The sequence below is a fragment of the Vibrio sp. V23_P3S9T160 genome (genome assembly GCF_963886625.1).
Lineage (GTDB): Bacteria > Pseudomonadota > Gammaproteobacteria > Enterobacterales > Vibrionaceae > Vibrio > Vibrio anguillarum.
On sequence record NZ_CAWPDB010000138.1, the window covers coordinates 67,305 to 78,344 of the forward strand.

Annotated in this window: 12 protein-coding genes; 3 read left to right on the forward strand and 9 right to left on the reverse strand. The window is 44.9% G+C overall.

Going from position 1 to position 11,040, the window contains the following annotated elements; all coding sequences use genetic code 11:
* Positions 1-3 precede the first annotated feature (3 nt).
* The 4 genes from frr to rpsB all read right to left on the reverse strand — a co-directional run bounded on the left by frr (position 4) and on the right by rpsB (position 3,186).
* On the reverse strand, positions 4-561 hold the full coding sequence (gene frr, locus AACU59_RS12195) for a ribosome recycling factor (RefSeq protein ID WP_010320122.1): 558 nt from the start codon (positions 559-561) through the stop codon (positions 4-6).
* A gap of 35 nt (positions 562-596) precedes the next feature.
* Positions 597-1,328, reverse strand: a complete 732-nt coding sequence (gene pyrH / locus AACU59_RS12200; RefSeq protein WP_010320123.1) for a UMP kinase — start codon at positions 1,326-1,328, stop codon at positions 597-599.
* Positions 1,329-1,480: 152 nt separating this feature from the next.
* Positions 1,481-2,326, reverse strand: a complete 846-nt coding sequence (gene tsf, locus AACU59_RS12205) for a translation elongation factor Ts (protein ID WP_013856205.1) — start codon at positions 2,324-2,326, stop codon at positions 1,481-1,483.
* A gap of 128 nt (positions 2,327-2,454) precedes the next feature.
* Positions 2,455-3,186 (reverse strand): 30S ribosomal protein S2, encoded by a 732-nt coding sequence (gene rpsB, locus AACU59_RS12210; protein WP_013856204.1) that lies wholly within the window; start codon positions 3,184-3,186, stop codon positions 2,455-2,457.
* Between the two features lie 384 nt (positions 3,187-3,570).
* On the opposite strand from rpsB, the gene map reads away from it, so the two are divergent.
* The 3 genes from map (at position 3,571) to AACU59_RS12225 (ending at position 7,667) form a co-directional block, all read left to right on the forward strand.
* A complete protein-coding gene (gene map / locus AACU59_RS12215) occupies positions 3,571-4,413 on the forward strand; it encodes a type I methionyl aminopeptidase (RefSeq protein WP_081245045.1) in 843 nt (280 codons plus the stop codon).
* 117 nt (positions 4,414-4,530) lie between these two features.
* Positions 4,531-7,155: a bifunctional uridylyltransferase/uridylyl-removing protein GlnD gene (gene glnD / locus AACU59_RS12220; RefSeq protein ID WP_017049712.1), complete on the forward strand. Its 2,625-nt coding sequence runs from the start codon at positions 4,531-4,533 to the stop codon at positions 7,153-7,155.
* 128 nt (positions 7,156-7,283) lie between these two features.
* A complete protein-coding gene (locus tag AACU59_RS12225; protein ID WP_026027916.1) occupies positions 7,284-7,667 on the forward strand; it encodes a DUF3461 family protein in 384 nt (127 codons plus the stop codon).
* A gap of 144 nt (positions 7,668-7,811) precedes the next feature.
* Here AACU59_RS12225 and pgpA read toward each other — a convergent pair whose 3' ends face one another.
* The 5 genes from pgpA to AACU59_RS12250 all read right to left on the reverse strand — a co-directional run.
* Positions 7,812-8,315, reverse strand: a complete 504-nt coding sequence (pgpA, locus tag AACU59_RS12230) for a phosphatidylglycerophosphatase A (RefSeq protein WP_013856199.1) — start codon at positions 8,313-8,315, stop codon at positions 7,812-7,814.
* A complete protein-coding gene (gene thiL, locus AACU59_RS12235) occupies positions 8,312-9,286 on the reverse strand; it encodes a thiamine-phosphate kinase (RefSeq protein ID WP_026027917.1) in 975 nt (324 codons plus the stop codon). Before thiL ends, pgpA begins: the two co-directional genes overlap by 4 nt.
* Before the next feature lie 123 nt (positions 9,287-9,409).
* On the reverse strand, positions 9,410-9,877 hold the full coding sequence (nusB, locus tag AACU59_RS12240) for a transcription antitermination factor NusB (protein WP_013856197.1): 468 nt from the start codon (positions 9,875-9,877) through the stop codon (positions 9,410-9,412).
* Positions 9,877-10,347 (reverse strand): 6,7-dimethyl-8-ribityllumazine synthase, encoded by a 471-nt coding sequence (ribH, locus tag AACU59_RS12245; protein ID WP_026027639.1) that lies wholly within the window; start codon positions 10,345-10,347, stop codon positions 9,877-9,879. The genes nusB and ribH overlap by 1 nt, the downstream gene beginning before the upstream one ends.
* Positions 10,348-10,494: 147 nt before the next feature.
* Positions 10,495-11,040 (reverse strand): IS4 family transposase (locus tag AACU59_RS12250; protein ID WP_141195635.1); only part of this gene is annotated, 546 nt, incomplete at its 5' end.

Genomic DNA, 11,040 nt, shown 5'->3' on the forward strand with positions numbered 1-11,040 from the left:
GAATTAAACTTCCATTAACTCTTTTTCTTTTGCAGCAAGAACTTCATCAATTCTCTTAATCGCTACATCGGTAAGTTTTTGAATCTCTTCTTGCGCTTTATGATCTTCGTCTTCAGAGATTTCTTTATCTTTCAGTAGAGCTTTTAAGTCGCCATTGGCATCACGACGAATGTTGCGAACTGCAACGCGACCACCTTCGGCTTCACCACGAACAATTTTCACCAAATTACGGCGACGTTCTTCGGTCAGTGGTGGCAGTGGTACACGAATAACCGTACCTGCAGACATTGGGTTTAGACCCAAATCAGACATCAAAATCGCTTTTTCAACTTTTGGCGTCAACTCTTTATCAAAAACAGTGATCGCGAGAGTACGTGCATCTTCAGCTACAACGTTAGCGATTTGATTCAGCGGTGTCGAAGCACCATAGTAATCGACAGAAATGCCGGAGAGTAAACTTGGGTGAGCGCGACCAGTACGTACCTTAGAAAGGTTGTTTTTCAGGGCATCTACGCTCTTATCCATACGCTCTTGAGCGTCTTTCTTGATTTCGTTAATCACAAATATCACCTACTTGTTTTTTTGTTTTGGAGTGATTAGTCAGCGGTGCTAATTAGTGTACCTTCCGCTTCACCCATTACCACGCGACGTAGTGCGCCCGGTTTGTTCATATTAAATACGCGGATTGGCATTTTATGGTCACGCGCTAGCGTAAACGCGGCCAAGTCCATCACTTTTAGCTCTTTTTCAAGCACGGTTGTATAAGACAGCTTATCATACAGTTCTGCGTCTGGGTTTGCCACTGGGTCTGCACTAAATACGCCATCTACTTTTGTCGCTTTTAGAACCACATCCGCTTCAATTTCAATACCGCGCAAACAGGCAGCAGAATCGGTTGTGAAGAACGGGTTACCAGTACCCGCTGAGAAGATCACAACACGTCCTTGACGTAGTTGGCTGATAGCATCGGCCCAATTGTAATCGTCACACACACCTTTAAGAGGAATGGCAGACATCACGCGCGCATTCACATAAGCACGGTGCAAAGCATCACGCATTGCCAAACCATTCATTACGGTTGCCAGCATTCCCATGTGGTCGCCCACAACACGGTTCATGCCCGCTTCAGCAAGACCTGCGCCACGGAATAAGTTACCGCCGCCGATGACAACACCCACTTGAACACCCAGTTCAACCAGTTCTTTTACTTCCTGTGCCATGCGATCTAACACCGCAGGATCAATACCAAAACCTTCTTCGCCTTGTAGCGCTTCACCGCTAAGTTTTAACAGGATACGTTGATAGGCTGGTTTAGGGTTCGTAGTCATGGAGCTTACCTTCCAAATAGAGAGTTGTTAATTAACAGTCATGATTTAAAACTGAATACTGAATTCTAAATCATCACAATTAGTCTCAATATGCCATTCGTAAAAAGACCGCAGCCTTGGCTACGGTCTCTTTTTAGGCAAAATCGCTAGGATTAACCTTTTTGAACCATTGCAACTTCTTCAGCGAAGCTAAGTTCTTGAGCTTTCTCAATACCTTCACCAACTTCTAGACGTACGAAGTTAGTAACGGTTGCGCCTTTAGCTTTCAGCATTGCGCCAACAGTTTGAGAAGGATCCATGATGAACGCTTGACCAGTAAGTGATACCTCACCTGTGAACTTAGTCATGCGGCCTTCAACCATTTTCTCAGCAATTGCTGCTGGCTTGCCAGATTGCATTGCGATTTCGATTTGGATTTCACGCTCTTTAGCCACAACTTCTGCTGGTACATCTTCAGGGTTCACGTACTCAGGTTTTGCAGCAGCAACGTGCATTGCTACGTGTTTGATGGTCTCTTCATCCGCTTCACCAGCAACCACAACACCGATACGGTCGCCATGGCGGTATGAACCTACTTTAGCGCCTTCAATGTAATGAACGCGACGGATAGTGATGTTTTCACCAATTTTAGCAACAAGAGCAATACGTGCTTCTTCAAATTTAGCTTGAAGTGCTGCGATATCTAGACGCTCAGCAAGTGCAACCGCTAGAACTTCGTTAGCGAACGCTAGGAAGCTTGAGTCTTTTGCTACGAAGTCAGTTTGGCAGTTCACTTCTAGAAGTGCTGCAAAACCATCAGCTTCTTTAATTAGGATAGTACCTTCAGCTGCGATGTTACCTGCTTTTTTCGCTGCTTTAGCTGCGCCGCTTTTGCGCATGTTTTCAATTGCTAGTTCGATGTCAGCGTTTGCTTCTACAAGCGCTTTTTTACATTCCATCATACCTGCGCCAGTACGCTCGCGCAGTTCTTTTACTAGAGCAGCAGTTACAGTTGCCATTCTCGATTCCTCAGTTGATTCTGGTGGTAAAAATCAGGGGCCGATTGTTTGGCCCCTGATGCTAACTATAACTTGTTCAATGCATCAATCGTGTGACACATATAATCAAGTGTGACTCAGAGCCGCTATTATTCTGCTTCTACGAAACCGTCTTTTGCAGCAGCAAGTGCAGCTGCATCTTTGTTACGACCTTCGTTAACCGTTTCTGCAACAGCATTTAGGTAAAGCTGGATTGCACGGATTGCGTCGTCGTTACCAGGGATAATGTAGTCAACGCCATCTGGGTTAGAGTTAGTATCAACAACAGCGTAAACTGGGATACCTAGGTTGTTTGCTTCTTTAACTGCAATGTGCTCGTGATCTGCATCGATAACGAATAGTGCGTCAGGTAGACCGCCCATATCTTTGATACCACCAAGAGATTTCTCTAGCTTCTCCATTTCACGAGTACGCATTAGAGCTTCTTTCTTAGTTAGCTTATCAAAAGTGCCATCTGTTGCTTGAATTTCAAGCTCTTTTAGACGCTTGATTGACTGACGAACAGTTTTCCAGTTAGTTAGCATGCCGCCCAACCAGCGGTTGTTAACGTAGAATTGGTTGCTTGCGATAGCCGCTTCTTTAACAGCTTCAGATGCTGCGCGTTTAGTACCAACGAAAAGAACTTTACCTTTTTTCTCGCCAACTTTTTGTAGCTCAGCTAGAGCTTCGTTGAACATAGGAACAGTTTTTTCTAAGTTGATGATGTGAACACGGCTACGAGCACCAAAAATGAATGGCTTCATTTTTGGGTTCCAGTAACGAGTCTGGTGACCGAAGTGAACACCAGCTTTTAGCATGTCGCGCATTGATACAGTTGCCATTTAAAAATCCTCTATGGGGTTAGGCCTCCACATTCCCCATGTATCCGACCCCTAACATCTATTCGGTTGTTGCCGATAGTTTTATTGTTGGAGCACCCCGGAACACGTGTCGGAATGTGTGTGATTTAAAGATAATGTGTTTAGAAAGGAAGGTGGGCTTCGTCATTTCAGAAGAAAACGCACTTCGATTCCGGCGCGCTTTATACCATATTTAGCCCTTCTCTGGCTAGAAAAAAATACGACACATCATGGCTTAGGTAAGCTGTAGTTATGCAAACAATTCTTACTTACCGACAGGGATCCCTTGCGATTCATCCATGCACTGCTAGAATAACGCCCATTCGCACAGTTAAGTGCTTAAGAATTAATGCATAGAGAAAGCCGATGTCTGTAAAAATCAAAACTGCTGAAGAAATAGCCAAAATGCGCGTCGCGGGTAAACTGGCTGCCGATGTCCTTGAGATGATTGAACCGCATGTAAAAGTGGGCATCACCACTGAAGAACTTGACCAGATCTGCCACAAGTACATCACTGAAGTACAGCAAGCTATTCCAGCACCATTGAATTACCACGGTTTTCCTAAATCGATCTGTACCTCTATCAATCACATTGTTTGTCACGGTATTCCGGCAACTCAAGATACGCAGTATGGGCAATTACAGCGTCCAGCGGTACTGAAAGAGGGTGATATTCTGAACATTGATATCACGGTTATTAAAGATGGCTACCACGGTGATACCTCAAAGATGTTCTTTGTCGGTGAAGTGTCGCCAGCAGATAAGCGCCTATGTCTTGTTGCGCAAGAGTGTCTTTATATCGGCATGAAGAAGGTCAAACCCGGAGTTCAATTGGGTGAGATTGGTACTGCGATCGAAAAACACATTAAAACCAATAATAAAAATAACCCACGCCTTAAATTTTCGATTGTGAAAGATTATTGCGGCCACGGTATTGGCGCTCAATTTCATGAAGAACCACAAGTGGTTCACTATAAAAACAGCGACAGAACCGTACTGCGTGAAGGGATGATTTTCACTATCGAGCCAATGATTAATGCGGGTAAATTTGGTTGCCGCCTTGATGATGAAGACAATTGGACGGTTTACACCGCCGATGGCAAAAACTCAGCGCAGTGGGAACACACCATTTTGGTTACCGCCACTGGCTGTGAAGTGCTGACGCTGCGTGAAGAAGAAACCATTCCACGTCTGATGCATAACGCCTAATTACATCGAACCAAAACCTTATCAATTAATATCCCTCTTGCAGGGATATTTTTTTATCTGCAGTGATTTGATACAGTCAGTCTACGTTGTGACATATCACTAGCATGGATTGCCGTTATGCCTTTTCAGTCTCCCCTCACCTTTACTGACACACAACTCACTATCGGCGAGCTTAAACAACAACTTGAACAGTTCACTCAGTATCAGAAACATCAATTTTTGCACCACCATCCGGTCAACGACCTGGTACTAGGCCGCTCTGAATATATGGACCAACTGCTCTACAGGTTATGGGAACATTATTCATTTTCGCAGGTTCCAGACATCAGTTTAGTGGCCGTCGGAGGCTATGGCCGCGGTGAACTTCATCCTCTTTCGGATATCGATATTCTGGTCGTCTCCAATCATACTTTACCCGCTGAACTCGGCAGTAAAATTAGTGAATTTATTACCCTGCTGTGGGATTTGCGTTTAGAAGTAGGCCATGCCGTGCGTACCGTGCAACAGTGCGCTGAAATTGGCCGTGAAGATTTAACCGTCGCAACAAACTTACAAGAAGCTCGGCTATTATGTGGTAGCGAAGAGACATTTTATAAACTCAAGATGTTGATTCATTCCGAATCGTTTTGGCCAAGCGAAACCTTTTACCGCGCCAAAATTCAAGAGCAGCGCGACCGACACGCTCGTTACCATGACACCACTTATAACCTTGAACCCGATATCAAATCGACTCCTGGAGGCTTGAGGGACATTCATACTTTAAGCTGGGTCGCTAGACGTCACTTTGGTGCAACATCACTGTTTGAAATGAGTCGTTTTGGTTTTTTAACTGATGCTGAATATCGTGAGCTAGTAGAGTGCCAAGACTTTTTATGGCGCGTGCGCTTTGCGCTGCACATTGAATTAAAACGCTATGACAATCGGCTTATTTTTGCTCATCAAGCTCAAGTGGCAGAACATCTGGGCTTTACGGGTGAAGGGAATCGCGCAGTCGAGATGATGATGAAAGAGTTCTACCGTACGCTACGTCGTGTTGCAGAACTCAACAAAATGCTCCTGCGTCTGTTTGATCAAGCCATACTCAATAACGGCGAAGAAGCCGTGGCAGAAATTTTAGATGATGATTTTCAACGTCGTGGCAACTTAATAGAAGCTCGTAAACCCGCGCTTTTCCAAGCTCGCCCTGAAACGATCTTAGATATGTTTATTCATATCGCCAATGATTCCAGCATCGAAAGTGTCGCACCCACAACCATGCGCCAGTTGCGTACAGCCAGAAGGCGGCTCAATAAATTCCTGCACACCATTCCCGAAGCGCGTGAAAAATTCATGGCATTGGTACGTCACCCTAACGCACTACATCGTGCGTTCAGCCTGATGCATAAATTAGGCGTGCTCGCCGCTTATCTTCCCCAATGGAGCCAAATTGTTGGACAAATGCAGTTCGACCTATTCCATGTTTATACGGTTGATGAACACAGCATTCGTCTTCTCAAACACATCAATACCTTTAGCTACGCACAAAATCACGATAAACACCCCATCTGTTGCGAAGTTTACCCACGCCTCCAGAAAAAGGAGATGCTGATTCTGGCCGCTATTTTTCACGACATTGCCAAAGGGCGTGGCGGCGATCACTCTGAAATCGGTGCGGTAGAAGCCTATGATTTTTGTATTGAACACGGTTTATCAAAACCTGAAGCAAAATTAGTTTCTTGGCTGGTACAAAACCACCTCTTGATGTCGGTAACGGCGCAAAGACGCGACATTTACGACCCTGATGTCATTACCGAATTTGCCAAAAAAGTGCGCGATGAAGAGTATCTCGAACATCTTGTTTGCCTGACTGTCGCGGACATCTGCGCTACTAACCCTGAGCTTTGGAATAGTTGGAAACGCACCTTGCTGGCAGAGCTATATCACTCAACACAGCGGGCACTTAGGCGTGGGCTTGAAAACCCGGTAGATGTGCGCGATCGCATTCGCCACAACCAACAAATGGCATCCGCATTGCTTCGTAAAGAAGGCTACAGCGCACGTGAAATTGAAGTGCTTTGGCAGCGCTTTAAAGCCGATTACTTTTTGCGTCACACTCACAAGCAGATCGCTTGGCATTGTGAGCACCTACTCAAACATAGCGACCCAAGCCAACCGCTGATCCTGATGAGCAAAAAAGCCACTCGTGGCGGCACTGAATTGTTTGTTTACACTAAAGATCAACCCGCCCTCTTTGCGACTGTGGTTGCTGAACTGGACCGTCGAAATCTCAATGTTCATGATGCGCAGATCATGTCGAGTAAAGATGGCTACGTCCTTGATACCTTCATGGTACTGGATCAAAACGGCCATGCAATTGACGAAGAGTGTCACCCATCGTTGATCAAACACCTACTCAGTGGGCTAGAAACGGGTTGGCAGAACAAACTGAAATTGCGCCGCACGCCACGTAATTTGCAACATTTTAAAGTCAAAACTAAAGTCGATTTTTTACCCACCAAAAGCAATAAACGAACCTTAATGGAATTAGTCGCACTTGATACTCCGGGACTGCTAGCAACGGTCGGAGCCACATTTGCTGACTTAAACATTAACCTGCATGGTGCAAAAATCACCACCATTGGCGAACGAGCAGAAGACTTGTTTATTCTCACCGGTTCACAAGGCGGAAAATTGAGTGAAGAAGAAGAGTGCACGTTACGTGAAATGCTGATTAAAAATGTTTCTGAACTCGCGCCAAATTAAACGGAAAAGGAAAGCGATCTGGTCCACAACTTGAACCATTGATATCACGATGAACTATCTCGGGCGAGCATGGACTGCTACATTGAAATGGTTCATTGATGTGTCACAAAATACAATAGAGGTTGCCTATGTATCCCTACCTCACCGGTTTAGGCATTCAAGATCCTAAACAGATTGAGCGCTATTCACTTCGTCAAGAAGCCCATAAAGATGTGTTGAAGATTTACTTTCATAAGCAGAAAGGCGAGCTGTTCGCTAAAAGCGTGAAATTTAAATACCCTCGACAAGTAAAAAATGTATTGGTCGATAGCGGCAGCCATCAATACAAAGAGGTGACGGAGATCAACCGTAATTTAACCTTGGTGATTGATGAACTAAATAAAATCACTAAGCCGATTCCTATGAGTGATCTCGATCTGAAGCAAAAAATATTGACTGACTTGCGCCATTTGGAAAAAGTGGTCACGAGCAAAATCGCTGAAATTGAAGCTGACTTAGAGAAGCTAAAATAGTCTCAAGACGGCAAAGTAACTTTAGATACCCAGAGCATCGAATAACCCTGTTTCAGATAACTCTTCACTGACAAAAAAGGTTCCCAAAGGAACCTTTTTTGTTGCTAAGTCTAAGCCGTCAATCAATATTGAACGCTGACAATGTTATAACCAACCCGCCCAAAAGCCGACCCAATACAGCGCAATCGCGGATACAACACCTGCCACGATATCATCGAGCATAATCCCCAAACCACCATGCACTCGTTTATCTAACCAACTAATCGGCCACGGTTTGAGCATATCGAAAAAGCGAAACAGCACGAATCCAGCCACCAGCCATTTCCAATCTAAACTGGGCAATTCAAACAGTGGCACGACTAGCATTGTTATCCAAAAACCGGCAAATTCATCCCACACAATCGAACCGTGGTCATGCACTTTCATGTCGTCAGAAGTCACTTGGCAAATTTTCACGCCCACCAAGCAAGCAAGCACAACCACAGCACAATATACAGTGAGAGGTAGCTGTACTAACAGCAAATAAAAAGGCACTGAGGCAAGCGTTCCCATTGTGCCGGGCACGATAGGCGATAGGCCACTGCCAAAACCCGTGGCCAAAAGATGCCAAGGGTTCTTTAATGAGATTAATGCGATAGGGTTTGTCATCCGTTCACCTTAAAATGATCATAGCCGCTTAACTGCCAATTGAGTTTTTTGCCTTGATGCTGGAGCTCAAAAATACCTTGCGGGCGAATTTGGCCAATGCAACTCACCTTACAACCGCAATGAGCAAGCGCACTTTCGATGGAACCTCGGTTATGCTCTGGAACAGTGAAACACAACTCATACTCTTCACCGCTGGTTAGTGCATATTGCTGTGCTATTTGTCTCTCGCCCACAAACTGCAACAGCTCTTGCGAGATAGGCAACGCACCGACATCTAAACTCACCCCAACATTTGAACGATGCAAAATATGTTTGAGATCAGACACTAAACCATCGGAAATATCAATTGCAGAAGAAGCCAAATGAAGCAATGCTTGGCCAGCAAGAATTCTTGGCGTTGAGAGATAGTGACGCTTTTCAAGCTCTTGGGCAAAAGGTTTATGGCGTAAGCTTGGGTCAAGAATCACATCGAGCCCTGCTTGGCTATCACCAAGCTCGCCAGTGACATAAACCCAATCTCCCACTTTGGCTCCACTGCGCAGCAGCGCCAATTCTTGTGGCACAAAACCTTGTACTGTCAAGGTAATGCTCAGTGGTCCTTTGGTTGTATCCCCACCAATTAGCTGAATATTGTAGTAATTCGCAAGTTCGAAAAAAGCATCACAAAAGGGTTTTAGCCATGCTTCATCGACACTAGGTAGAGTGAGTGCGAGCGATACCCAAGCAGGCGTTGCCCCCATCGCAGCCAGATCACTGATGTTAGATGACAATGCTTTATGAGCCACCCAAGCCGGATTCGCATCGGTTAAAAAATGAGTGCCTGCGACTAAGGTGTCGGTACTGATGGCGATCCGAACATTTTCTGGTGCTTTGACCAATGCACAATCATCTCCTAGAGCAAGAGAGACATCTTTACGTTGTGACTGACGGTTAGAGAAATAGGTATCGATTAAATTGAATTCACCGAACATAAAAAATTCCCTGCCCTGAGTTTTTATTATGTACATCATTTCTCATCGCTTAGGGCTTTCGCGGAGAAAGATCCGTCATAAAAAAGGTCAGCGAATGCTGACCTTTTATTTTAAAACGACTTATTATTTTTTGCGTACATGTGGGGCGGCTTTATCAAGCACGCCATTCACAAATTTATGGCTATCTTCAGCAGCAAATACCTTTGCTAACTCAATCGCCTCATTGATGACCACTTTATATGGCACATCATCGCGACGAGTCATTTCGTACATGGCTAAACGAAGTAACGCCAATTCCATCATGTCTAAGTCTTGCATTGGACGAGACACGAAAGGACGCAATTTGCTATCTAGCTCTGTGTGGCTTAGCACTACACCCGTGAGTAGATCACGGAAATATGCAACGTCGGTTTCTGGAGCCGCTAACGCTGGCTCAGCAGCATGATGCTCTTCTTCATCATACTTACCACCCGAGAGGAATTGCTCTTCGATAGTGGCAACATTTTCTTTTGTAATTTGCCAAGAATAAATTGCTTGTAGCGCAAATTGACGTGCATTACGACGTGCGGCTGGTTTCACACTGGCCCCCATTAGGAATCGATTTCTGAAAGAACGTTAATCATCTCAAGCGCGCTTAGTGCAGCTTCTGCACCTTTGTTACCAGCCTTGGTTCCCGCGCGTTCAATGGCTTGATCGATGGTATCAACAGTTAGAACACCAAATGCCACTGGAAGGCTGTATTCCAGAGACACTTGCGCCAAACCTTTATTGCATTCACTGCACACATAATCAAAGTGTGGCGTACCGCCACGAATCACAGTGCCAAGAGACACGATAGCGTCGTATTTACCCGTTTTTGCTACGCGTTGAGCAGTAAGAGGTAATTCGACAGCACCAGGGCAGCGAACAACAGTAATATTGTCATCGCTAACTTGTCCGTGACGCTTTAAAGTATCGATTGCACCAGAAAGCAGGCTTTCGTTAATAAAACTGTTGAAACGAGAAATAACGATAGCAATTTTTGCATTTGGTGCGGGGAAACCACCCTCGATCACTTTCATAAGCCTTCCTTTAACTATATACACAAGTGAGAATCGCCGGATTCTAGCACAATTTTGTGAGCAATATCTAATGGAAATTCGGCTTAGACGGCAAACCAAGCGGCTAATCAGCGAAATAATAAAGGAAGCGTTGGGCCTGTCTCTTGATCACAAGTCTGGTGAATCAAGAGACTTAGCCAGTTCATACCCTTCAAGGATGGTTTGTAACCTAAACCATCCTTGCCATAATGTCTTTATAGAAGCACGACCCGTTCGCTTTGTATTCTTCCAACCCCCTAATCGAGCAATACCTCTGTAAGCCCATGATATGTCCGGAGCTTCCTTCGGTAGCCCTTTTCTTTCTAGCTTTAGCCACATTAGCTTCCATGCTTTGCCTTTTAATATCGGCTCACAACTGCTCTTAGATAACTCATCTGATTCATTCATAAATCTCAACTGGAGCAACCGAGTCGCGATAAAAGCCAGAATAACGCTGAGCCTTTCTAAGTTATCTTTGCTTTGCATTCTCAATTGCTCGACTTGAGTACCTTCACTTTTCCAGACTTTATGAAAATCTTCAATTAGCCAGCGCAGCTCATAATAACTGACGATTTTAAGTGCCTCTTCCCTGCTCGTTACTGGCTCTGAGGTCAGTAAGTGCCATGCGAGCTTATCGTTACTCTCTCCTTGCTCTATGCATCCCACGTAGTAAAG

Coding starts and splice junctions, on each gene's coding strand:
- tsf (WP_013856205.1), bottom strand. CDS start 2,326: ATGGCAACTGTAACTGCTGCTCTAGTAAAAGAACTGCGCGAGCGTACT.
- pyrH (WP_010320123.1), bottom strand. CDS start 1,328: ATGACTACGAACCCTAAACCAGCCTATCAACGTATCCTGTTAAAACTT.
- nusB (WP_013856197.1), bottom strand. CDS start 9,877: ATGGGGGCCAGTGTGAAACCAGCCGCACGTCGTAATGCACGTCAATTT.
- glnD (WP_017049712.1), top strand. CDS start 4,531: ATGCCTTTTCAGTCTCCCCTCACCTTTACTGACACACAACTCACTATC.
- AACU59_RS12225 (WP_026027916.1), top strand. CDS start 7,284: ATGTATCCCTACCTCACCGGTTTAGGCATTCAAGATCCTAAACAGATT.
- thiL (WP_026027917.1), bottom strand. CDS start 9,286: ATGTTCGGTGAATTCAATTTAATCGATACCTATTTCTCTAACCGTCAG.
- rpsB (WP_013856204.1), bottom strand. CDS start 3,186: ATGGCAACTGTATCAATGCGCGACATGCTAAAAGCTGGTGTTCACTTC.
- pgpA (WP_013856199.1), bottom strand. CDS start 8,315: ATGACAAACCCTATCGCATTAATCTCATTAAAGAACCCTTGGCATCTT.
- map (WP_081245045.1), top strand. CDS start 3,571: ATGTCTGTAAAAATCAAAACTGCTGAAGAAATAGCCAAAATGCGCGTC.
- ribH (WP_026027639.1), bottom strand. CDS start 10,347: ATGAAAGTGATCGAGGGTGGTTTCCCCGCACCAAATGCAAAAATTGCT.